Source organism: Pinibacter aurantiacus, from assembly GCF_019130065.1.
In the GTDB taxonomy this organism is placed as follows: domain Bacteria; phylum Bacteroidota; class Bacteroidia; order Chitinophagales; family Chitinophagaceae; genus Pinibacter; species Pinibacter aurantiacus.
In genome coordinates this window covers 1-22,232 of the sequence record NZ_JAHSPG010000002.1, presented here as the reverse complement: position 1 = coordinate 22,232, position 22,232 = coordinate 1, and the positions used below count along the sequence as shown (strand labels likewise).

Annotated in this window: 23 protein-coding genes; 17 read left to right on the top strand and 6 right to left on the bottom strand. The window is 41.8% G+C overall.

Features of this window, described 5'->3' with window-relative positions; all coding sequences use genetic code 11:
• Window positions 1–13 precede the first annotated feature (13 nt).
• The 12 genes from KTO63_RS03365 to KTO63_RS03310 all read left to right on the top strand — a co-directional run bounded on the left by KTO63_RS03365 (window position 14) and on the right by KTO63_RS03310 (window position 9,983).
• Window positions 14–1,084, top strand: coding sequence for a methyltransferase (locus KTO63_RS03365; protein ID WP_217789736.1), 1,071 nt, complete (start codon window positions 14–16; stop codon window positions 1,082–1,084).
• A 66-nt stretch (window positions 1,085–1,150) separates the two neighbouring features.
• On the top strand, window positions 1,151–2,398 hold the full coding sequence (locus KTO63_RS03360) for an NAD(P)/FAD-dependent oxidoreductase (RefSeq protein ID WP_217789735.1): 1,248 nt from the start codon (window positions 1,151–1,153) through the stop codon (window positions 2,396–2,398).
• Window positions 2,398–3,063: a hypothetical protein gene (locus tag KTO63_RS03355; RefSeq protein ID WP_217789734.1), complete on the top strand. Its 666-nt coding sequence runs from the start codon at window positions 2,398–2,400 to the stop codon at window positions 3,061–3,063. Before KTO63_RS03360 ends, KTO63_RS03355 begins: the two co-directional genes overlap by 1 nt.
• 7 nt (window positions 3,064–3,070) lie before the next feature.
• Entirely contained in the window at window positions 3,071–3,328 is a 258-nt protein-coding gene (locus tag KTO63_RS03350) for a phosphopantetheine-binding protein (RefSeq protein WP_217789733.1), read from the top strand.
• Window positions 3,329–3,357: 29 nt separating this feature from the next.
• Window positions 3,358–4,554, top strand: a complete 1,197-nt coding sequence (locus KTO63_RS03345) for a beta-ketoacyl-[acyl-carrier-protein] synthase family protein (RefSeq protein ID WP_217789732.1) — start codon at window positions 3,358–3,360, stop codon at window positions 4,552–4,554.
• 19 nt (window positions 4,555–4,573) lie between these two features.
• Window positions 4,574–5,740: an acyltransferase family protein gene (locus tag KTO63_RS03340; protein WP_217789731.1), complete on the top strand. Its 1,167-nt coding sequence runs from the start codon at window positions 4,574–4,576 to the stop codon at window positions 5,738–5,740.
• 29 nt (window positions 5,741–5,769) lie between these two features.
• Window positions 5,770–6,804 carry a beta-ketoacyl synthase chain length factor gene (locus KTO63_RS03335; protein WP_217789730.1) on the top strand — a complete coding sequence of 345 codons (1,035 nt, stop codon included), beginning with the start codon at window positions 5,770–5,772 and terminating at the stop codon, window positions 6,802–6,804.
• Entirely contained in the window at window positions 6,798–7,571 is a 774-nt protein-coding gene (locus tag KTO63_RS03330) for a polysaccharide deacetylase family protein (RefSeq protein WP_217789729.1), read from the top strand. The genes KTO63_RS03335 and KTO63_RS03330 overlap by 7 nt, the downstream gene beginning before the upstream one ends.
• Entirely contained in the window at window positions 7,564–8,199 is a 636-nt protein-coding gene (locus KTO63_RS03325; RefSeq protein ID WP_217789728.1) for a LolA family protein, read from the top strand. Before KTO63_RS03330 ends, KTO63_RS03325 begins: the two co-directional genes overlap by 8 nt.
• Window positions 8,177–8,800, top strand: coding sequence for a hypothetical protein (locus tag KTO63_RS03320; RefSeq protein ID WP_217789727.1), 624 nt, complete (start codon window positions 8,177–8,179; stop codon window positions 8,798–8,800). The genes KTO63_RS03325 and KTO63_RS03320 overlap by 23 nt, the downstream gene beginning before the upstream one ends.
• 175 nt (window positions 8,801–8,975) lie before the next feature.
• Entirely contained in the window at window positions 8,976–9,356 is a 381-nt protein-coding gene (locus KTO63_RS03315; RefSeq protein ID WP_217789726.1) for a GxxExxY protein, read from the top strand.
• A 234-nt stretch (window positions 9,357–9,590) separates the two neighbouring features.
• On the top strand, window positions 9,591–9,983 hold the full coding sequence (locus KTO63_RS03310) for a hotdog family protein (RefSeq protein WP_217789725.1): 393 nt from the start codon (window positions 9,591–9,593) through the stop codon (window positions 9,981–9,983).
• 169 nt (window positions 9,984–10,152) lie between these two features.
• On the opposite strand, the gene KTO63_RS03305 is transcribed toward KTO63_RS03310, so the two are convergent.
• From KTO63_RS03305 to KTO63_RS03285, 5 genes are all read right to left on the bottom strand, one after another.
• A complete protein-coding gene (locus KTO63_RS03305; RefSeq protein WP_217789724.1) occupies window positions 10,153–10,449 on the bottom strand; it encodes a hypothetical protein in 297 nt (98 codons plus the stop codon).
• 230 nt (window positions 10,450–10,679) lie between these two features.
• A complete protein-coding gene (locus KTO63_RS03300; RefSeq protein ID WP_217789723.1) occupies window positions 10,680–12,677 on the bottom strand; it encodes an alpha-ketoacid dehydrogenase subunit alpha/beta in 1,998 nt (665 codons plus the stop codon).
• A 132-nt stretch (window positions 12,678–12,809) separates the two neighbouring features.
• Window positions 12,810–13,151, bottom strand: coding sequence for a phage holin family protein (locus KTO63_RS03295; protein ID WP_217789722.1), 342 nt, complete (start codon window positions 13,149–13,151; stop codon window positions 12,810–12,812).
• A gap of 178 nt (window positions 13,152–13,329) precedes the next feature.
• Window positions 13,330–14,616 (bottom strand): M16 family metallopeptidase, encoded by a 1,287-nt coding sequence (locus KTO63_RS03290; RefSeq protein WP_217789721.1) that lies wholly within the window; start codon window positions 14,614–14,616, stop codon window positions 13,330–13,332.
• 95 nt (window positions 14,617–14,711) lie between these two features.
• A complete protein-coding gene (locus KTO63_RS03285; protein WP_217789720.1) occupies window positions 14,712–15,947 on the bottom strand; it encodes a M16 family metallopeptidase in 1,236 nt (411 codons plus the stop codon).
• A 163-nt stretch (window positions 15,948–16,110) separates the two neighbouring features.
• On the opposite strand from KTO63_RS03285, the gene KTO63_RS03280 reads away from it, so the two are divergent.
• From KTO63_RS03280 to KTO63_RS03260, 5 genes are all read left to right on the top strand, one after another.
• Window positions 16,111–16,593, top strand: a complete 483-nt coding sequence (locus KTO63_RS03280; protein WP_217789719.1) for a hypothetical protein — start codon at window positions 16,111–16,113, stop codon at window positions 16,591–16,593.
• Between the two features lie 83 nt (window positions 16,594–16,676).
• Complete coding sequence (gene serS, locus KTO63_RS03275) at window positions 16,677–17,945, top strand: serine--tRNA ligase (protein ID WP_217789718.1); 1,269 nt, start codon at window positions 16,677–16,679, stop codon at window positions 17,943–17,945.
• Between the two features lie 573 nt (window positions 17,946–18,518).
• Window positions 18,519–18,881 (top strand): BlaI/MecI/CopY family transcriptional regulator, encoded by a 363-nt coding sequence (locus tag KTO63_RS03270; RefSeq protein ID WP_217789717.1) that lies wholly within the window; start codon window positions 18,519–18,521, stop codon window positions 18,879–18,881.
• A gap of 4 nt (window positions 18,882–18,885) precedes the next feature.
• Window positions 18,886–20,832: a M56 family metallopeptidase gene (locus KTO63_RS03265; RefSeq protein ID WP_217789716.1), complete on the top strand. Its 1,947-nt coding sequence runs from the start codon at window positions 18,886–18,888 to the stop codon at window positions 20,830–20,832.
• 52 nt (window positions 20,833–20,884) lie between these two features.
• Entirely contained in the window at window positions 20,885–21,235 is a 351-nt protein-coding gene (locus KTO63_RS03260; protein ID WP_217789715.1) for a TonB-dependent receptor plug domain-containing protein, read from the top strand.
• Window positions 21,236–21,238: 3 nt separating this feature from the next.
• Here the strand turns inward: KTO63_RS03260 and KTO63_RS03255 are convergent, their stop codons facing one another.
• A complete protein-coding gene (locus KTO63_RS03255; RefSeq protein ID WP_217789714.1) occupies window positions 21,239–22,135 on the bottom strand; it encodes a diacylglycerol/lipid kinase family protein in 897 nt (298 codons plus the stop codon).
• Window positions 22,136–22,232 lie beyond the last annotated feature (97 nt).

Sequence of the window (22,232 nt, the reverse complement as noted above, 5' to 3'; positions counted from 1 at the left end):
ACCATTCTATTCGATGCAATTTTTCAACGCCCCTTCCGAAGAAACAGCCCTCGATGCAAGATCAAAAGCACAGTGGATCGCATTTGCACCGGTAGTTTTCCAGGCAGCAAAATCACTGAGAAATACCGGCATTTTACAAACGCTGGAAAATCACAAGGCGACCGGCATCACAATGGAACAGGTCGAAAAAAGTACAGGCATTTCCCACTATGGTGTTCGCGTTTTGCTGGAAGCAGGATTGGGAATGGGCCTTGTATACCTGGAAGATGATAAATACTTCATGACCAAAACGGGTTACTTTATTTTGCATGACGAGATGACGAATGTGAACATGAACTTCATTCATGACATTTGCTATCATGGCCTTCACAAACTGGAAGAAAGCATCCGCAACGGAAAACCGGAAGGTTTGCCTACGCTGGGCAATTGGAACACGATTTACGAAGGGCTTTCAAAATTGCCGCCGCATCAGCAAAAAAGCTGGTTTGAATTCGATCACTTTTATTCCGACAATGCGTTTCCCGGCGCTTTAAGAACTATATTTAAAACAGAGTTCAAAACATTGCTCGACATTGGTGGCAATACCGGAAAATGGGCCGTTGCCTGTACGAGATACAACCCCGAGGTTCATGTTACTATGATGGATCTTCCGGGACAATTGGGTTTGGCGAAAGAAAAAATTGCGAAAACTGAAGTAGCCGATCGTATTTCCTATTTTGAAACAAATATTTTAAATGAATCGCTGCCTTTTCCAAAAGGCTTCGATGCCATTTGGATGAGCCAGTTCCTCGATTGTTTTTCTGATGCCGAGATAGAATCCATCCTTAAAAGATGTTACGATGCATTGAACGATGGTGGACACGTGTTCATAATGGAAACTTTCTGGGATAGGCAAAAATTTGAAGCGGCTGCATTTTCGCTTCAGCAAACATCATTGTATTTTACGGCAATGGCAAATGGCAACAGCCAGATGTATCACTCTGATGTTTTCAAAAAAATTGTTGAAGAAGCTGGCTTTGAAGTAGCAGAGCAAATTGATAACATTGGATTGGGACATACGATTTTGAAATGCAAAAAAAGATAGCATACGCATAACATAAACCCCCGATAATAAATCTCTAAACAACTAAAGCAAAAACCTACTAGCAATATGAAAAATGAAAAAGTTGATGTACTTGTAATCGGAGCGGGACCTTCCGGAACTGTTGCCGCGTCTATCGTAAACAAGGCGGGCTACAAAGTAAAGATTGTAGAAAAGCAAAAGTTTCCGCGTTTTGTAATTGGGGAAAGCTTATTGCCGCGCTGCATGGAAGCGTTGGACGAAGCAGGCTTTTTGCCATTTATCGAGCAGAAAGGTTTCCAGCAAAAATCAGGTGCAAAATTCGTGAGAGATGGCGCTGTGTGTGACTTTTCATTTGCCTCTCAATACACAAAAGGTTGGAACTGGACATGGCAGGTGCCTCGTGCAGATTTTGATAAAACACTGGCAGACGCAGTAGAATCGATGGGCGTGCCTGTTGATTACGAAACCACTGTTACAGATATAAAATTCAACCCCGACACAACCTCCGTTACCACGGTTGAAGATAAAGATGGCAATAAATCCACCATTGAAGCTCGCTTCATCATCGATGGAAGTGGCTATGGACGTGTAATTCCAAAGCTCTTTAATCTTGACAGACCGTCTACTCAAAAACCACGCAAAGCATTGTTTGCGCATACGGTTGACTTGAACCGCTCGATGGCCGACGAACCAAACCGTATTACAATCGTGGTACACAAGCCGGATACATGGGTTTGGGTGATTCCGTTTTCTAATGGCGTTACTTCTTTAGGCTTTGTAGGCGATCCGGAGTTTTTCAAACAATTTGAAGGAGACGACGAAAAAGTTTACCGCGCAATCATCGAAAGCGAACCATACTTAGCAGACAGATTTAGAAATGTAGAGCTGAAATTCGGCACGAGAATATTGGAGTCATGGTCCGCAACAACAGACAAATTTTTCGGCGACGGCTTCGTGCTTACAGGAAACGTAACCGAATTCCTTGATCCTATTTTCTCTTCCGGCGTAACGCTGGCAACCGTTTCCAGCCAAATCGCCGCGAAACTGGTGATCCGCAAACTGAAAGGAGAAGACGTAGACTGGAAAACCGAATACCAGGAAGTAATGATGCAGGGTGTAAACACGTTCAGAGCGTATGTTTTCGCATGGTACGATACTTCTTTGCACAAAATATTCTTTGCGCCAAAACCAGTGCCTGAAATTCAAAACATGATTTGCTCTGTATTGGCAGGTTATGTATGGGACACAACAAACCCTTATGTAAGAGATCATGCAAGAGCGATTGAAAAATTAGCGAAAGTGATTACGCTGGAAGAATCAATTGGAAAAAGATAATGACGCATTCGGTAAATATTGCAACTGACCCCCTCTCCTCTGGAGAGGGCCGGGGTGAGGTCTTCATCACCGGGTATAGCATTATCAGCAATGGTGGAGTTGAAAAAGACGGACACCTTGTTTGGAAAGAACCTTCGGCTCAGCATACGGACAATTTTTTGGTAAGCGCCTACCGGCAAATGGGACTCAGTTATCCGAAATTTTTCAAAATGGATAACCTGTCAAAACTGGGCTTGCTCGCTTCTGAAAACCTGTTGTCCGGAACCGACTTAAAAGGAAAATACAAACCTGATGAAATAAGCGTAGTATTTGCAAATGCCAGCTCCAGCCTGGATGCAGATCAAAAATATTTTGACACCATAAAAGACATTGCGAGCCCGGCATTATTTGTGTACACGTTGCCCAATATTGTGATTGGAGAAATATGTATAAAGAACGGTTTCAAGGGCGAAAATGCTTTTTTTGTGTTTGACAAATTTGAAGCGAAGTTCCTGCACCAGTATGTGCAAACCCTGATGCAACAGAACACCAATAAAGCTTGTATTTTTGGGTGGCTGGAACTGATAGGCGACAGCTATGAGGCGGCGCTGTTTCTTTTAGAGAAAGAAGCCGCAGACAAAACAAATCCGTTTACACTAGAAAATATTTATAAACTATACTCATAATTTTTTTATGGAAAAATTGATGGCCGACTTGAAGGCCCAGATCATTCAACAATTGAATTTGAAGCACTTGAAACCAGAAGACATTGGCGATGATCAACCGCTTTTTGTAGAAGGCCTTGGATTGGATTCCATTGACGCCCTGGAACTGATTGTTCTTTTACAACAGGAATACAATATAAAACTGGCTAATGCAGAAGACGGCCCGAAAGTTTTTCAATCGGTAAGAACAATGGCCGAATACATTACTGCAAACAAACCTGCATAATACATTACTAAAAAGACTGCCGGCGCTGAATGAGCAATAACATTTACATACAGGGACTAGGGATAATTTCTGCCATTGGCAACAATGCGCAGGAATGTCTTGACTCGCTACAAAGCAGAGCAGACGGCGTTGCGAAAATGAATTACCTGCAATCGGCACACAAAAACGAGCTGCCGGTTGCCGAGGTAAAAAAGAGCAACAAAGAACTGGCTGATATGGCAGAAATGCCGGCATCTTTAACAAGAACAGCGTTGCTTAGCACAATTGCAGCAAAAGAGGCACTCGCCGACGCTGCAATAGAAAGCATTACTGACTGGAAGATTGGTTTCATAAGCGCCAACACTGTTGGCGGTATGGATAAAACAGAAGATTTTTTCAAAGACTTTCTGCAGGACGCTTCCAAAGGAAAGCTGCGGGACGTAGTGAATCACGAATGTGGAAGCGCCACCGAAATTGTGGCCGAGGAATTGGGCGCAACGGATTATATCACCACCATCAGCACGGCCTGTTCCTCTTCCGCCAATAGCATTTTCTATGGAGCAAGACTGATCAGGAATGGCATTCTTGATATTGCCATCGCTGGCGGTGCAGATGCGTTGACCAAATTCACACTCAATGGCTTCAATACATTGATGATCCTTGACAAGGAACCGTGCAAACCTTTTGATGAAAACAGAAAAGGATTAAACCTCGGTGAAGGCGCGGCTTATGTGGTGCTGGTTTCTGAAAGGGTAATGAAAACATTGGGCAAACAACCTTATTGCAAACTCAGCGGCTACTGCAATGCAAACGACGCGTATCACCAAACAGCATCCTCTCCCGATGGCACAGGTTCCTACCTCGCCATGAAAGGTGCACTGGAAAAAAGTGGTTTGCAATTGACCGATATTGATTATATCAATCTTCACGGCACTGGAACGCAGAACAATGACAGCGCAGAGGGAACCGCCATCAAGCGATTGTTTGATCCGCATTATCCCAAACTAAGTTCCACGAAAGCATACACAGGTCACACCCTTGGCGCAAGCGGTGGCGTAGAAGCCGTGTTCGCCTCGCTAGCTATTAAACACGGCCTTATTTATCCAAACCTTCGCTTCGAAACCCAAATAGCCGACCAGCCATTTGCACCGGAAACCCAATTGATCCGCCAGGACGTGAAGAACGTGCTGTCAAACTCATTTGGATTCGGGGGCAATTGCTCGTCACTGATTTTTTCGAAAGTATAGCACCTATTTTTACAGCGCAATGAACAAGTACAAGAGTATTTCTTTTTTTGAAGGATTGAATCCTCTGAGATTTTTCGCGGCGCTATTGGTGTTGATGCATCACTCCGAAGCCATCAAACTCAAAAATGGCCTCGCGAATCTTGAGTGGCTCGGTCTTTTCAGAAACGGAAATAACGCCGTTACGTTCTTCTTTGTGCTCAGTGGATTTTTGATCACCTATCTTCTGCTGAAAGAAAACTTCAAAACCGGAACCATCAGCATTAAAACGTTCTACATTAAAAGAATGCTGCGCATCTGGCCGTTGTATTTTCTACTGGTTGTAATCGGTGCCATACTGCTTCCCGTAGCATTTCATGTGTTGAAGGTAGACTACACCATGCCCTACACGTTTAGGCAAACATGGTATTACTTTCTGTTTTTCTTACCCGGCCTCGTAACATTCTTCTTCGGGCATCATTTGCTGGAGCCGCTCTGGTCCATCGGTGTGGAAGAAGTCTTCTATCTTATCTGGGCCCCCCTTTTCAAATGCTTAAAGCACAGGATACTGGTTGTTTTGCTCTTCGTTATCGCCGTCAAAATATTACTGACACTACTATCAATGTATGCCATACACAGCGAATTATTTGCGTATGTGGTGAGTATATTTCAGTTTGAGTCAATGGCCATCGGTGGCCTCGGCGCATACTTTTTGTTCTATCACGGCGAAAAATTGCAACAGCTGGCTTTGTTTAAGAAGCCTGTACAGGTTTTAGTATATTTTACCCTGGCCATGTACCTGATATTTCACGCGAATATTGACAATGCGATTTGGAACATCATTTTTAAAACACCTGTTATTTCAGCGCTTTTCATCAACTTTTTGTTTTTGTATTTAATTCTCGACGTTTCATCCGTCGACAGTGGCATTCTGAAAATCAAGAGCAAATTGCTCTCCACCTTCGGTGAAATTTCGTACGGTATTTACATGTACCATATGCTCGTGATCTTCACCATTATTTTGTTTTTAAAGAAATACCTGGCGCAAATGAATCCGGTGTTAAGCAACATCGTTTTCTATTTGGTCGTGATACCGGCAGTGCTTTTGGTCTCTTACCTTTCCAAAAAATATTTCGAGAATTATTTTCTGAGTCTGAAGGAAAAACTGGAAAAGAGATCGAACCAGAGCAAACTGGAAAAAGCGTCATGAAAATTGTTTTTTAATTACTTTTATTAACAATGTACATACAAGCCCTGGGCAACATATCACCACAAACAGATTTCAATCAGCTTCCGCAAAAGGTTGACTACACAAGCAATCATTTGAAAGCTATAGATGCGGATATTACAGAATTTGTGAACCCGAACATTGCAAGACGCATGGGGCGCATCATTAAAATGGGCGTTGCTGCGGCGATGGCCTCTATGAAAGAGGCGGGTCTTGAAAAACCTGATGCCATTACGATGGGAACAGCCTATGGTTGCCTGGAAGATACAGGAGTGTTTCTGAAAAAACTGGTGGAGCAAAATGAAACAATGCTTACGCCGACTAACTTTATTCAATCCACGCACAACACAGTTTCCGGACAAATTGCTTTGCTATTGAAAACGCATTGCTACAACAACACCTTTGTGCATCGCGGCTTTTCTTTTGAAAGTGCCTTGCAGGATGCCATCATGCTGATGAATGAAAACGACGCAGCGCATGTGCTGGTCGGCGCGGCAGATGAAATCACCGATGCGAGCCACAAAATCCTGAGTCGCTTTGATCTGTATAAAAATAATGTTGCAAACTCTGAAGAGCTGTTCTCTCAACATACAAAGGGAACGATCGCAGGCGAAGGCAGTGTGTTTTTTATGATGAATAAAAAATCATCAGAAAAAGATTATGCAATTCTAAAAGACGTCACAACTTTTTACAAACCGATCGGCAACCACGCGATTACCGACCGAATCAATAAACTTCTTTCTTCGAACGGATTGTCAATAAATGATATTGATGTGGTGATCAATGGAAAAAACGGCGATGTGCAAAACGACAGAGTGTATGAGCAATTAGAAGAAAATATTTTTTCTGGTAAAACGAGCATCACTTACAAACAATGGTGTGGTGAATTTCCCACATCAAGCGCTTATGCACTGTGGCTCGCGGCTAATATTGCAAAGCATCAGCAGTTGCCGGCAGATAAAACAAACAGATCGATAAAACACATTCTCGTTTACAATCATTATCAAAATATTCATCATTCCCTACAACTCGTAACTGCGTGCTAAACTTTAGAAATACGAATATTTTTTTCATTCTGGTATTGGCGGCGTTGGTGTATCTGCATACGAAATACGGAATGCCGTGGTATGTTTATGTATTGCTGTTTATCGTTTACTCGTTGATATTGTTTTACGGATCTTACTATGTTGGCTCCAATTTTTATTTGAAAACAATTTGCGACGGCGACAGCACCAGAAAACAAATTGCGTTAACTTTTGATGACGGCCCGGCGGTGGAATACACCCCTGCTATCTTAGATATATTGAAGTCGCACAATGTTCCCGGAACGTTTTTTTGTATAGGAAAAAGAATTGCAGGAAGTGAAAGGCTGCTCAAGCGTATTCATGAAGAAGGGCACATTATTGGCAATCACAGTTATTCACACGGCTTCTGGTTTGATATGCTGATGGCGCCTCAAATGCAGGCAGACATTGAGCAAATGAATTCCGAAACACAAAGAGCTATCGGACTTAAACCCAGGTTGTTCCGCCCGCCGTACGGGGTAACCACACCGCCAATGAACAAGGCATTAAAGCGGGGTAACTTTAAAGCAATCGGCTGGAACATCCGCTCGCTCGACACTGTAATAAAAGAAGAAGTTAAATTGCTGGAAAAACTGCAGCAATTATTAAAACCCGGCGCCATTGTTTTACTTCACGACACAAGTAAAACTACCTTTGCGGTGTTGCCACAATTCATTGACTTTGCAAAACAGCAGGGGTATGAATTTGTAAGGCTCGATAAAATGATCAATGAAAAAGCATATGCATAAGTATTTTTTTCTAATAGTAAGTTTTGTTGTTTCACTCGCTGCCACAGCGCAATATGCTGGCTATAAAGCCGTGACGGATGTTGCTTCTTTCAAGCAGCAATTTGCCGCAGCGGCGCAAAAAACGCAAAGCATAAAAAGTGATTTTGTGCAGGAGAAAAACCTGAGCATGCTCTCAGAAAAAATTACCTCTAAAGGAAAATTTTATTTCAAGAAAGAGAATCTTGTGCGCATGGAATACACGTCGCCGTTTCAATACCTGATGATCATGAACGGAAGCTCCGTGTACATTAAAGATGGTCAGAAAGAAAATAAGATCTCTACAAAATCCAACAAGCTATTCCAACAGATCAACAAAATAACTGTCGATTGTATACAGGGAACGGCTTTGGACAACAAAGATTTTACCATGAAAGTCTTCGAGAGCGGCCAGAATTATTTGGTAGAGCTTACACCAGTACAAAAAAACCTCAAAGAATTTTTCAAGAACATCAATATGACGATCGCAAAAAAAGATTTTTCGGTTTCCAAAATTGACATGCTTGAACCTTCCGGAGACAATACCGCGATTAGTTTTATAAACAAGGAAATGAACACCAATCTTCCCGATGCGCTATTTACTATTAAGTAGTTTTTTCTGCCTGTTGTTTGCGTGCAAATCTTCCTACAAAAGTTTGCAAAGCAGTCCTGATAGTGCAGCAGGCTGTATTCAAAAGTTTACGCCGCAGTTTACAAGAGTGTTGTACAAAACGCAGGTAGATATTGTGGGCAAACATTTAAGCGGCATTCTACTCATCAAGCAAATGCCGGACAGCAGCACGCGTATTTTATTTTCCAACGAGATGGGTTTTAAGTTTTTCGATTTTGAATGGAAAAAAGACGGCGCGTTTACGGCGCATTATGTCTTTGATAAAATGAACAAAAAAGCTGTGATCAAAACCCTGCGAAAGGATTTCGAACTAGTGTTGATGAACACACTGAACTGGCAAAGCGAAAAAACATTTACGCAAGACAGCGCGGTTTATCATCGATTCACTGCCGCCAAAGGCTACAACTATTATATTACAGATCCTTCCTGTAAGGAATTGCTACGCATAGAAAACGCCTCCAGCCGCAAAACCATCGTATCCTTGATTATGAAAGACTACGAGAACGGCGTACCTGACACGATAGGCGTATCACATAAAATGTTCAGCTTCGAAATAGGATTGAAGAAGTTGACGGACGAGTGAGAGATTAACCGCAAAGGGCACGAAGGTTGCGCAAAGGAAACGAAGGAGAGCTATGAAGAACGAAACGCTCGTTTTGTTTTGAAGATTTTGAAAAAGGCAAATGTTAGTTTGAGAAAGAAATAAAGAATACCCATTAGTTCCTCTAACCTTTTATTGATTTAAAAATAAGGGAATTATGGATGTTAATGAACTTTCAAATAAAGTTATCGGCATTGCGATAAGCGTACACAGAACTTTAGGGCCAGGGTTGTTAGAGAATACATATAAAGAGTGTCTATTTTATAAAATCACACAATCTGGACTGTGGGTAGAGAAAGAGAAACCAATGCCTTTAGTTTACGAGGGGGTAAAGCTGGAGTGTGGCTACCGGATCGATCTGCTTATTGAAAGATGCCTGGTACTGGAAATAAAAAGTGTTGAAGCCCTAAATGACGTACATCTGGCGCAAACATTAACGTACATGAAATTAGGTAAATATCAGTTGGGGTTGCTTATTAACTTTAACGTTTCTCTCCTTAAAGACGGAATTAAAAGAGTTGTAAATAAGCTGGTTTAAGCCTGCGAATGAATGGGCCGAAGGGCGAATGGTTTTTAACCGCAAAGCGCTCAAAGGTTGCGCAAAGCAAACGAAAAGTGATGTTAAATAATATCTTTTGTTCCTTTCGGCTCAAAGATCAAAATTAAGAAAAGGGTAAATAAACCATGCAAACCTTTGCTTTCTTTGCGCAACCTTTGAGCGCTTTGCGGTTAAAAGCACTTCAACCATTAAATTTGCCATAACTTCAATACTATGATCTTACTCAACGACTTTTTTACCATACAGCATCTACACTCAGAACAGGAATTGATAACCGCCGATATTGAAATCAATCCGCAGCATAAAATATTTGAGGGGCATTTTCCGGGACAGCCCGTTGTGCCAGGTGTTTGCATGATGCAAATTGTAAAAGAGGTGTTGGAAGACGCACTTGACATCAGCACCAATTTATCCAAAGCGCTTGATCTGAAATTTCTGCTGGTGATCAATCCGCTTGAAACAAAATCATTGCAGGTAAAAATAAAATATTCCCTCCCCGAAAACGATCAGTATTCGCTGCAGGCAGAGCTGGTAAACGGCGATAAATGCTTCTTCAAATTCAAAGGAAGCTTTGTACGACAAAATGAACTTGCAGAAAGAAACTAGGGATTTGATAGCACACGGATGACACGGATTAGACTGATTTAAACGGATTTTCTAGTTAAAAACTTACGAACAAATCTTCGTGGACTAATGAATGGCATTCAGTTATTCACTTGTTCGCAAAAGATCCGTGTAAATCAGTTTAATCCGTGTCATCTGTGTGCCGTAAAAGCTAGATTTCGGTTTTTAATATCTCGCGGTAGGAGCTTATCACATGTTTTTTGAACTGCTCGTACCATTTTTGCCAGTCCTTCTCGCCCATGCCGGACTGAAGTCCCTTTTCATACGATGCAAGAGAATCAAACTCGGCTTCAAATACAAGACGATAAGAATCTCCCGTAAAATCGGTCAGCATCCTCATTGATTTGGCATTTGGAATGAAATCCTTTCCCTGAACTTCTTTCAGTAATGCTTTGACATCTTTATAATGTCCGAATTGTAAGCGGAAAATATCACGAACTACGTACATAAACAGGAATTTTAAGATGAATAAATATTCCTGTACGGAGCCAAGGTAAAGTAGAAATGGATAAAGGGGAATTTGAACTTTATGTTGACGATGTAAAGCTAGAAAAAGGAACGCAGATTTTCATGATTGTCATGATTTGTCAAGATTCTATTTGGAAAACAAGTCAGCGACATTATTTTTAAAAAAATCATAATAAATCATGACAATCATGAGGATCAGTGTTCCTTCTCTCAAAATTTCATCAGCTTTTGCACAGCTTCGTCCAGCCGGGATTTTGCGAGGAAGTTGTTCTCCAGTTCTTTATTAAAGGGAATGGGTGTATCCAGCGAGGCGCAACGCATCACTGGCGCATCCAGCCATTCAAAACAATGTTCAGCGATCCAGGCGGCAATTTCACCACCGATGCCACCAGTCAAAGTATCTTCATGCAGTATCAATATTTTTCCCGTTTTCTTAACCGCGTTTTGTATGGCTTCATAGTCTAGCGGCAGCAGCGTTCGCAAGTCGGTGATGTCAATAGACAAATGAGTTTGCGACGCATATTCCAATGCCCAATGTACACCTAAACCATAAGTGATAATGCTGAGGTCCTCTCCGTCCTGCACATGAAATGCTTTGCCTATTTCAACTTCATAATACTCCTCAGGCACTTTGCCGGAAATGCTTCTGTACAAAGCCTTGTGTTCAAAAAATAAAACAGGATTTGGGTCATTGATTGCGGCTGTGAGCAGCCCTTTCGCATCGAACGGGTTGGAAGGGTACACAATTTTCAAACCCGGTACATGTGTAAACCAGGCCTCGTTGCTTTGTGAGTGAAAAGGTCCAGCACCTACGCCGGCGCCGGTTGGCATGCGAATAACAACATCCGCATTTTGCTGCCAGCGATAATAAATTTTGGCAAGATTGTTTACAATCTGGTTAAAGGCCATGGTAACAAAATCGGCGAACTGCATTTCCACCACAGATTTATAACCCTCCAAACTCAATCCCAATGCGGCTCCCACGATAGCGCTTTCGCAAATGGGCGTATTTCGTATTCTGGCCTTGCCAAATTTCTCTACAAATCCTTCAGTAATTTTAAAGGCACCCCCATACTCCGCAATATCCTGTCCCATGATCACGAGATGCTCATGTTTCTCAAGATTTTGCTCCAGCGCAGATCGAATCGCATCTATAAAACGAAGTTCTTGTGATTGATTTTCTTCTGTAGCGTTTTTTTCTAAAACAGCAACACCGCTATTAAAAGTTGTTGGCGCATACACATCACTCAATTCAACACCGGAATCAATTTTAAAATCTTCCATCGGCTCTGCTTTGTGCAACTCCTCTTCGATGTGTTCTTTTGTTTCTTTTTTTATCGCTTCAATTTGCGAATAAGTCAACACATCTTCCAACACAAGATATTCTTCGTACTTTTTCACCGGATCTTTTTGCGCCCATTCTTCCAGCAAGTGTGGCGGCACATACTTAATACCGCTGGCTTCTTCGTGCCCGCGCATCCGGAAGGTCATGCATTCGATCAGGTAAGGCTTTTTGTGCTCAATGCAATATTCTCGTACACCTTTGATGGTGTCATAAACCGCGAGCAAATTATTGCCATCAATTTGCACACCCTCCATTCCATAACCCTTTGCTTTATCAACAATATTTTGGCATCGGAACTGTTCGTGCACCGGAGTACTCAAACCGTAACCATTATTTTCAACCAGAAAAATAATAGGCAGGTCCCAAACGGCAGCCACATTCAATGCTTCGTGAAAATCACCTTCGCTCGTGCCACCCTCACCGCTGAACGCAAGCGCCACTTTGTTTTCATTTTTTAAAACGTGCGCCAAAGCCACACCATCTGCCACTGCGAGTTGCGGCCCTAGATGGGAAATCATACCACAGATGTGATGCTCTTTGCTGCCAAAATGAAAACTTCTTTCACGGCCATTGCTATAGCCTTCCTTATTTCCCTGCCATTGCATAAACAATTTATGCAGCGGCATATTTCGCGCGGTGAAAACACCAAGGTTTCTATGCAACGGCATAATCCATTCATCTCGCTGCAAAGCCAGCGCTGCGCCCACAGCAATTGCCTCCTGACCTATGCCGCTGAACCATTTGCTGATTTTCCCCTGGCGCAACAATAGCAACATTTTCTCCTCGATCATCCGCGGAAGTAAAATGCTTTTGTAAAAATCAATCAGTTGCTCGTTGGAGAGATTCTTTCTGTGGAAATGCATGACGGAATGTTTTGAGTGGTGGCAAGGCGTGAATCGTGAATCGTGAATTAAGGTCGCCAATGAAATGTAGAGGTAATCTATATAGCAGAAACCTACTCACGATTGACGTTTCACGATTCTCCATTCCCGAGACTACTCATCTCTTGAAGGCCTGTAAAAAATAGAGGTAATCAGCGATAGCAGGAAGCTAAACAGCAATGCCCACCAGAAACCATCTACTTTAAAGCCCGGAACAAATTTCGCTGCCAGTAAAATGATGGCTGCGTTGATAACAAACAAAAACAAGCCAAAAGTAAAAATGGTTATCGGCAAAGTAAGAATAACAATGATTGGTTTTATAATGGCATTTAATATTCCCAAAACGATTGCTACTAAAAGGGCAGTAGTGAATTTATCAATACGTACTCCTGATAAAATGTAAGAAAGACCAAAAGCTACTACTGCGCTAATAATGATTCTCAGAATTAAGTTCATGGGAGTTTTTTATAAAAGTAAAAAATCAAAAAGGAAAAGCGAAAATCTTTTCTATCTCGCGGCCCCGTACAGACATGGCACTGCCATGTCTCCTTGCACCTACGGGCTGTAGCACAAAAAAAACGCGATGTTCGAATAGTCGAACATCGCGCTGGTAGAGACGGATAATTATCCGTCTCTACACAACCACTAATTCATAAAAATCTTTTGGCTGTAAATATTTATTGGCCAGCTCTTGTATTTCTGCCGGCGTAATAGATTTGATGGCGCGGATGGAATTGTAGAAATAACTCTCATCAAGATCGTTGAGAATAATATTTTTCCATCTTCCGATAATATGAAAAGGACCATCAAGGTCTCCCAAAATAGAACCCATCATGAAGTTTTTCACGAGCAACAGTTCTTCGTCGTCAACCGATTTCTCGCGAAGCTTTTTCATTTCCTTGTACACTTCTTTTACAGTTGCGTCGCACACATCTTTACCCGCTTCGGTTGTAATCATCCACGCAGAAGAATGAATATGGTTCTGCAAATAACTGTGAATGCCATACGTATACCCTTTATCCTCGCGGATATTATTCATTAGTCTTGACCCAAAAAAACCACCAAATAGCGTATTCAAAACCTGCACGTTCAAAAAGTCTGGGTGGTGACGATTTGGAAATGGCCTTGCCATACGCACCGCACCTTGTACGCCATCTGGGTCATTTGAAAGGCGAATTGGAGAACCGATGTTTGGTGATTGCACAATTGGATGAGTCACTTCTGGCAATGCCTTATTGTTAAGAGGCAAACTGCCGAAGTACTTGTTCAGTTGCGCAAACAAGTTGGCAGGAATTTTACCCGCAACAAACAAAATGCATTTGCCGTGACGATAAAACTGATCGTAAAACGCCTTCAACTGATCTCTGTCCACCGCGTCGTAAGCCTCTGCAGAGCTGTATTTCCCGTATGGGTGATCAATACCAAAAAGATATTCATCAATATGCCTGTTCGCCACGAAATCGCATTTCTTCAGGTTAACAGAAAGGCGTTGTTTATTATTCTGTTTGTACAGCTTTAGTTCATCCTCGGGAAATGTCGCCTCTGTAATCAACTCCTGCACCACAGGCAAAAGCTCTTCAATGTGTTTGTTTAAACAATGCAGTGTAATAGTTGACGTTTCATTATAACAGCCGCGATTCAAATAAGCACCATAATATTCAAAATGCTCACTAATCTGGAAAGCTGTTTTAGAAGCCGTCCCGTTTTTAAGTAAAAAGTTGGTTGTAGCCGCAATCATGTTTTGCTGCTCATACCAGTTGCCTGCAAAAAATACCCATTCTATTTGTAAAACCTCCTCTGCTCCAGCGTCGATTGCATACACCTCAATCCCGTTGTCAAGTGTCTTCTTTTCATAAGGTTTCAGGTGCAGGTCAAATTCAACCGGATCAATTATTTTAGGGGCTATTGTTCTGTTTGCCATGTTTTGAGTTATAAGTCCTAAGTTTTAAGTTGTAAGTAGTTAAGTGTGAAATAGCATAAGCTCTTTCTTAAAACTTATTACTTACTACTTATAACCTAGTTCGCGTAATAGTATAAAGTATTTGAATTGTTCTCGTCGAAAATTTCGTTGCTCAGTTTTTGAATTTCAGCTACTGTTACCTGTTGGTATTTTGACAGTTCTGTATTCATCAACTGTGCATCACCAAGCAGCTCGTACATTGCAATGCTACTGGCGCGGTTCATCACGCTCATGTCTTCAAAAGCGATTGCGCTCTCTGTTTTGTTCTTCACTTTTTCCAACTCGCTTTCCGAAACTTTCTCATTCTTAATTTTCGTCAATTCTTCTTCCACGGCCTTTTCTGCGTCCTGCAATTTTACGCCTTTCACAAGCTTGCCTTCAATAGCCAGCAGGCCAGCATCGGTAGAGCCGAAATGATAACAGTCGATATTGCTGAACAATTTCTTTTCTTTCACCAAAGCCTGGTATAACCTGGAAGAACCGCCACCGCCAAGTATTTCGGTAATCAGGTCCATAGCGTAGTAAGTGCTGTCGAGTCTTGAGCCCACGTGCCAGCATTTGTAGAAAGCATCCAGCGGAACATTGGCTTTTACTTCAAGCCTGCGAGGCTCAGTTTGCTTTGGTTCCTGCGGTAAATTTCTTTCGTATTTTTCGCCGGCAGGAATGTCGCCAAACCATTTTTCCGCCAGTTCTGTTACCTGCGCCGTAGTAACATCGCCCGCAACCACAAGTATTGCGTTCGACGGACGATAATGTTTAAAGAAGAAGTTTTTTACATCTTCAATCTTTGCGTTTTCAATATGACTCAGCTCTTTACCAATTGTTTGCCATTTGTAAGGATGTACTTTGTAAGCCAGTTCACGCATTTTGAACCAAACGTCGCCATATGGCTTATTGATATAATGCTCCTTAAACTCTTCGCAAACTACTTTACGCTGAACCTCCAGGCTTTTCTTGCTGAATGCAAGACTTAGCATACGGTCACTTTCCAGCCAGAAAGCTGTTTCTATGTTTTGGGCAGGAAGCTGGCAATAGTAATTCGTAAGGTCATTAGTGGTAAAGGCATTGTTTTCGCCGCCGGCCAGCTGCAAGGGATCATCATAGTTTGGAACATTTACACTGCCGCCAAACATAAGGTGTTCAAATAAATGGGCAAATCCGGTCTTGCTTTCACTCTCATCTCTTGCGCCAACATCGTATAAAACATTAACCACTGCCATCGGGGTAGAATGATCTTCGTGCACCAACACTCTGAGCCCATTGGCCAGTGAAAACCGATCAAATTGTATCATGGAAAAATTCTGCTTTTAAAATTGAAATGGAGTGCAATATAGCTAATGTGTAATTGTTGCAGAATGATGATCTTATACAGCTAGTGTTTATTCGTTGATTTCCAGTAATTTATATTTGTTTTTTTGATTTTTGGCTCATTATCTTTGCCGTAAATTTTATAGTATGAAAAGGACGTACCCCTTATTGCTGGTTGCAATTTTATTTGCTGCCTGTAACTCTATTTCTGCACGTAGTTACAACAACATGTGCGTGGCAAAAGAAAACGCGCTTATTCCGCAAATTGAAGTCACGGAAAACAGCGTGGCCGCTTTTGCACAGGAAAGTAAGTTCGACAGCGTAGCAGCCGTTTCACAAAGAATGGTCACCAGTATCGAAAAAACAATAGCAGAAATTGAAAAGGCCCCGCTGCCTTCAGTAACGGGAGGCGAAGACTTTAAAAAAGCCTACCTGGACTATTTTCAGTACATGAAGAAAGTATATGCAAGTTATAAGAAATGGGGGCTTGCAAAAAACGATGAAGAAAGAGGCACTGAAATCCAAAACGTACAAGCGCTGATAAAAACACAGAAAATGGTTTTGGCAAAAATGCAATCAGCACAAAGAAAGTTTGCAGCTGAAAATAATCTGACAGTTGAGAAGAAGTAAAAGGCAGCGACATATCTTATTGGTTAAAAGAAGGCACTACCCCTATGCCTTCTTTATTTATATTTGCCACAAATTTTTTGGAGATGTTACAGGTTAATTTTATTCGTCAAAATGCAGAACTGGTAAAGCAAAGACTGGCCGTGAAAAACTTTAAACAGCCGGAACTGGTGGATGAGTTATTGCAATGGGATGAAAAAAGAAAGAAATATCAATTTGAGTTGGACGAGGCTTTGGCAAAAGTAAACGCAGCTTCCAAAGAAATTGGTCAGTTGATGGCCAAAGGAGAAAAGGAAAAAGCAGAAGCCAAAAAGCAGGAAGTGGCACAGCTGAAAACCTCACAAGACAACTCGAAATTGGTGGAAGCAGAAAAAGAAATTGAAAAAATTCTTTATCAGCTGCCAAACCTGCCATCGGAAAAAGTTCCTCCGGGAAAAACACCCGAAGACAATGTGGTAGTAAGAGAAGGTGGCAGCAAGCCTGAGCTATTCAAAGGCGCCGTTCCTCACTGGGATCTTATTAAAACATACGACCTTGTTGATTTTGAGACGGGCGCAAAAATTACAGGAAGTGGTTTCCCATTATACAAAGGAAAAGGAGCAAAACTGCAACGTGCACTGGTGCAGTATTTCCTTGACTTCAATACAGGTGCAGGTTACACAGAGTACCTGCCGCCATTGTTGGTAAACGAAGCGTCTGCTTACGGCACAGGTCAGTTGCCGGATAAGGAAGGACAAATGTATCATGCAACAGAAGACAATTTATTCCTGATCCCAACATCTGAAGTGCCGGTAACAAACATTTACCGTGATGAGATGCTGAAAGAATCACAACTGCCTATCAAGATGACTGCATTTTCTGCATGTTTCAGAAGAGAGGCGGGAAGCTTTGGTAAAGATGTTCGCGGTTTGAATCGCGTTCACCAGTTTGACAAAGTTGAAATAGTACAAATAGTAAACCCTGAGAAAAGCTATGATGTGCATTTGGAAATGGTAGCACATGTGGAAAAACTGTTGCAAACGCTTGAGCTTCCATATCGCATATTGGCGCTTTGCGGTGGTGACATGGGTTTTGCCAGTGCATTAACCTACGACTTTGAAGTGTACAGCGCAGCGCAGGAAAAATGGCTGGAAGTAAGCTCTGTAAGTAACTTCGAAAGCTTCCAGGCAAACAGAATGAAATGCCGATTTAAAGACGCGAACGGGAAATCACAGTTGGTACACACTTTGAACGGAAGCTCACTGGCCCTTCCGAGAATTGTGGCTTGTTTGCTGGAAAACAATCAAACAGAAAACGGCATTAATCTGCCAAAGGCGCTGCATCAATATTTTGGTGCGGAGGGAATTTCTAAATAAGATCATTAAACGATAAATGTAAAAACGGAAGGCGAGAGCTTTCCGTTTTTTGTTTTAATAGACCTCACGAGTGGATACGTGAATAAACCTAAGGTCTATCTGTTCAAAGAACAGATGACATTTAACATGTCGCCCCTCCGGGGCTGGCTCTATGTTTTGTCAATTGATTTCTTTTTTTCTACTAAAGTGTCGCCCCACTGGGGCTATAAGGAACACCCAGAAACGTCAACTAAGCCCCAGCGGGGCGGCACGTTAGTAGTAGGCCAATATTACGTTACAGCGATCCAAATTCCAGCCCCGGAGGGGCGCCATGTTAAATATCGCGAAGCGAATGAGCTGGAGAGCTTCTGAAGCCGCGGTTCGTGTCTTCACGAATCGCAACGGCGTGCAAACAAGCAGTTCGTGAAGACACGAACCGCGGCACCAAGGGCTTGCTGCCTTCATTTTTTAGAATCAAAAAATCAGCGCCAATCAGCTAGATCAGTGTCATCAGCGTGCTCTCTCAAATAAAACTAAAAAAATAGTTGTATAACTAAAAAATTAGTTTATATCTTTACATAACGAATCATTTATATGAATAAGTCACTTACAAAAGCAGAAGAACAGGTTATGCAGGTATTATGGAAACTGGAAAAAGGTTTCCTGAAAGACGTGGTAGAAGCTATGCCGGAACCAAAGCCGCATTCCAATACTGTTGCCACTATTCTTAAAATATTGGTGGAAAAAGAGTTTGTAGGCATCGAAGTTTTCGGGCGCCAGCATAGTTATTATCCAGTGGTAAGTAAGGATAATTATTCTGCACAAACAATGAAACAGCTCGTGCAGGGATATTTTGATGGTTCTGTTAACAACGTGCTTTCTTTTTTAGTGAAAGAAAATGAAATAGACGTGAAAGACCTTGAACTTCTGTTACAGCAATTGAAAAAACAAAAGTAGAACCATGACAGCGATTGCACTCTATTTGTTAAAGATGTTGGTTTGCTCAGGCATACTATCAGCTTATTATTTTGCATGCCTTCAAAACAAACTATTCCATCAGTGGAACAGATTCTATCTTTTGCTAACGGTGATTTTCTCCGTCACGTTTCCGCTGTTGTACATTCCAATATTCGATTTCAACGAATCATCAAATACTGTTGGGCAGATGGTTTACAAGGTAAGCAGCTCTGAACTGCTTTTGCTTAAAAACCAAACACAAACCTTATCCTTTTTCGATTTAATAGTTTATGGTGCGTATTGTTTAGCAGTGTTTATTTTTCTATTGCTGTTCGTTTTCAGTTTGTATAAAATCTATTCGTTGAAAAAAAAGTCAACTTTTATACAGCAAAGCGATATCAATATTTATCAAACCAATGCATCTCAGGCGCCATTTTCTTTTTTTAAAAATATTTTCTGGAAGCAAAGCATCAATCTTCAATCAACAGAAGGTCAGCAGATATTGAAACATGAGTTGGTTCATGTGCATGAAAAACACAGTGTCGACAAAGTGTTCATGCAGCTTGTGCTGAGTGTGTTTTGGATCAATCCATTTTTCTGGCTCATTAAAAAAGAGCTGACCATCATACATGAGTTTATCGCTGACAAAAAAAGTGTAGGAAGCAATGATGCATCTGTATTGGCGGCGCTCATATTAACCACCGCGTATTCGTCCGGACGTTTCGATATCACCAATCAATTTTTTCATTCATCCATTAAAAGGAGAATTACAATGGTCACAAAAAATAAAGATCCAAGGTTTTCATACATCCGCCGCATTGCCGCCTTGTTTGTGTTGCTTGCAACGCTTGGCATGTTGGCGTTTCGATCCAAGGATATTAACGAGACCAACACCGCCCGGTCTGCAAAAGATACAAGCATTAACGCGATAAAGGCGCTAGAGCTTGATTGGTTCAGGGATAAAGACACGTCGGCAATCATTTATACACTTGATAAGAAGCGGGTAAAATACTCGGATGTCAGCGACCTTACTACTGACCAGGTAGAGAGTGTTCATTCGTATGTTGAAAAACGAAACGGCAACAATGTAATCATAATTGACCTGACGCTGGTGGACCCAAAAAGAAAAGGCAGCGTTCCTATGATCCCGTCAAACCCTCTGTATTATATTGACGGCAAAGAAGCTACAAAGGCAGATCTGGATAAGCTCGGCCCTGTCGAATCCATCACGGTCAAGACATGGAAAGGCGAAGACGCCATTAAGAAATTTGGAGACAAAGGAAAAGGTGGAGTTGTAGAGATTGTAACGAAACAAGCCAACCCCAAAAATCTGGAGAAAGATACTCTTAACCCTCCTGGATTGAGGATTAGAAATGTCTCTGGAAAAACCAACGCGCCACTTTATATTCTGGATGGAAAAGAAGTGACAGATATTGAGAACATCAACCCCAACGACATCGAGTCCGTTACGGTATGGAAAGATGCCCATGCCATCGAGAAATACGGCGACAAAGGAAAAAACGGAGTAATAGACATTAGAACAAAAAAAGCTGCCCAACCAGGGAATGCGAAGGAAAAGAACTTTCTTAACCCTCCTGTACCCGACGCGGCGCCAAACGCAGATGCAGGTCAGCTTTTGCCGCCAACGCGGGATAAGATTGCAGACACAGGAATGAGTACTTCCAAAGTTGTTGGTATAAGGGTTTCTACTACAGATCGTGACAGCAGTCATTCAGTGAGGATTAGAAATACCTCCGGAAAAACCAACTCGCCACTTTATATTCTGGATGGAAAAGAAGTGAAGGACATTGAGAACATCAATCCTAACGACATCGAGTCCATTACAGTGTGGAAAGACGCTCATGCCATCGAAAAATACGGCGACAAAGGAAAAAACGGAGTAATAGATATTAAAACCAAAAAAGCCACCAAACCTGCCCTCATACCTTAATTCGGTTTGATATAGCTAATCATTTTTCCATTCAACATTAAAACCAAAAATTATGATCACGGAAAACAAAGATCCGAGGGGTTCATTTGTGCACCCTATATTGACCGCATTTATGCTCGCTGCGACGCTTAGTATGCTTACGTTTTGCTCGAAAAATACGCAGAAGAATGCAGAGCAGAATACACAGCAGAATGTGGCAATACGTCCTTTGGAAAATTCAACTCCACTCTATATGGTGGACGGCAAAAAGATAGCCGAAGCAGATTTTAAAGCAATCGATCCCAACAGTATCGAATCCATTAGTGTTTGGAAAGATGCAAAAGCCATCCAAAAATTTGGTGAAGAAGGGAAAAACGGAGTAATCGATGTGGTGACCAAAAAAGCGGCACCTGTTAAAGACTAGCCGCTACACCGGTTGCAGCAACTTAAAGCAGTTCGGAATTATTTTGATGTCAAAAGATGAAGACGTTTCCTTTGGCTCACCATCTATATGAAGCGGAGCATGGGAAACGTTCTTTATTTTGATTTGCGATGTTTGAAAATAAGTAATACCCGGCGTTTTAATTTCCTTTTCTGAAGTGATCTTTCCCGTTTTCACCTGCTGCAAAACTGCCAGCGGCAAAACGATCTTGTTCATGTACGGAACAATTACAATATCCAGCAAACCATCGCAGAGACTGGCTTTAGGCGCAATAGTAAATTGATTGCCGAACTGGTTACTGTTGGCAATACTGATGAAAAATGCCTGTGTATTAAACTTTGCACCGTTCACCGTTAATTCAAATGTATATGGCTTTGCAGAGAAGAAATTTTTGAAAGACTCTTTCGCGTAGGTCAGCAAGCCGCGTGTTTTTTGCTGCGCAAAATCATGCGCCACCTTCGCATCAAAGCCGATGCCGCAAAGCATACAGGAAAACTCGTTGTTGATGGTAAATGCATCAATGTACGCAGCATGACCTTTAATAACCACGTCAAGCGCCTTCCCGGAATCTTTGGGAATTTTTGCAGTGTTGGAAAGTCCGTTGCCCGAACCCAACGGAACAATTCCGAAGTTCACACCAGTTTTGTATAACTGCTGCGTTACCGTATTCACGCTGCCATCGCCGCCGCAAATAACAACATCGGTAATATTCTCCTCTTCAATTTTTTGTTTTACAAACTTGTAATCGCCACTGGCAACAGTTGGTAAAATTTCAAAATGGATTTTAGCCGCTTTTGTTTTAGCAGCAATCAACTCCGGAAGGTTTTGCTTATTCTTAGTGCCGGAAATAGGATTAACGAGGTATATGATCTTACGGGTCATTGGGCAAATGTAGGGGAAAACACGGAACGCCCGCCTGAATGACTTTAGTCGGGCAGGCAGATTTTCATGATTTTCATGATTGGTCAAGATTTTTGAT

Bases quoted from the DNA above. Each gene is read 5' to 3' on its own strand.
- KTO63_RS03325 (WP_217789728.1), top strand. From the start codon at position 7,564: ATGCATAAGTATTTTTTTCTAATAGTAAGTTTTGTTGTTTCACTCGCT.
- KTO63_RS03295 (WP_217789722.1), bottom strand. From the start codon at position 13,151: ATGAACTTAATTCTGAGAATCATTATTAGCGCAGTAGTAGCTTTTGGT.
- KTO63_RS03290 (WP_217789721.1), bottom strand. From the start codon at position 14,616: ATGGCAAACAGAACAATAGCCCCTAAAATAATTGATCCGGTTGAATTT.
- KTO63_RS03265 (WP_217789716.1), top strand. From the start codon at position 18,886: ATGACAGCGATTGCACTCTATTTGTTAAAGATGTTGGTTTGCTCAGGC.
- KTO63_RS03285 (WP_217789720.1), bottom strand. From the start codon at position 15,947: ATGATACAATTTGATCGGTTTTCACTGGCCAATGGGCTCAGAGTGTTG.
- KTO63_RS03280 (WP_217789719.1), top strand. From the start codon at position 16,111: ATGAAAAGGACGTACCCCTTATTGCTGGTTGCAATTTTATTTGCTGCC.
- KTO63_RS03360 (WP_217789735.1), top strand. From the start codon at position 1,151: ATGAAAAATGAAAAAGTTGATGTACTTGTAATCGGAGCGGGACCTTCC.
- KTO63_RS03260 (WP_217789715.1), top strand. From the start codon at position 20,885: ATGATCACGGAAAACAAAGATCCGAGGGGTTCATTTGTGCACCCTATA.
- KTO63_RS03345 (WP_217789732.1), top strand. From the start codon at position 3,358: ATGAGCAATAACATTTACATACAGGGACTAGGGATAATTTCTGCCATT.
- KTO63_RS03255 (WP_217789714.1), bottom strand. From the start codon at position 22,135: ATGACCCGTAAGATCATATACCTCGTTAATCCTATTTCCGGCACTAAG.
- KTO63_RS03350 (WP_217789733.1), top strand. From the start codon at position 3,071: ATGGAAAAATTGATGGCCGACTTGAAGGCCCAGATCATTCAACAATTG.
- KTO63_RS03300 (WP_217789723.1), bottom strand. From the start codon at position 12,677: ATGCATTTCCACAGAAAGAATCTCTCCAACGAGCAACTGATTGATTTT.
- KTO63_RS03270 (WP_217789717.1), top strand. From the start codon at position 18,519: ATGAATAAGTCACTTACAAAAGCAGAAGAACAGGTTATGCAGGTATTA.
- KTO63_RS03340 (WP_217789731.1), top strand. From the start codon at position 4,574: ATGAACAAGTACAAGAGTATTTCTTTTTTTGAAGGATTGAATCCTCTG.
- serS (WP_217789718.1), top strand. From the start codon at position 16,677: ATGTTACAGGTTAATTTTATTCGTCAAAATGCAGAACTGGTAAAGCAA.
- KTO63_RS03305 (WP_217789724.1), bottom strand. From the start codon at position 10,449: ATGTACGTAGTTCGTGATATTTTCCGCTTACAATTCGGACATTATAAA.
- KTO63_RS03365 (WP_217789736.1), top strand. From the start codon at position 14: ATGCAATTTTTCAACGCCCCTTCCGAAGAAACAGCCCTCGATGCAAGA.
- KTO63_RS03310 (WP_217789725.1), top strand. From the start codon at position 9,591: ATGATCTTACTCAACGACTTTTTTACCATACAGCATCTACACTCAGAA.
- KTO63_RS03355 (WP_217789734.1), top strand. From the start codon at position 2,398: ATGACGCATTCGGTAAATATTGCAACTGACCCCCTCTCCTCTGGAGAG.
- KTO63_RS03320 (WP_217789727.1), top strand. From the start codon at position 8,177: ATGCGCTATTTACTATTAAGTAGTTTTTTCTGCCTGTTGTTTGCGTGC.
- KTO63_RS03335 (WP_217789730.1), top strand. From the start codon at position 5,770: ATGTACATACAAGCCCTGGGCAACATATCACCACAAACAGATTTCAAT.
- KTO63_RS03315 (WP_217789726.1), top strand. From the start codon at position 8,976: ATGGATGTTAATGAACTTTCAAATAAAGTTATCGGCATTGCGATAAGC.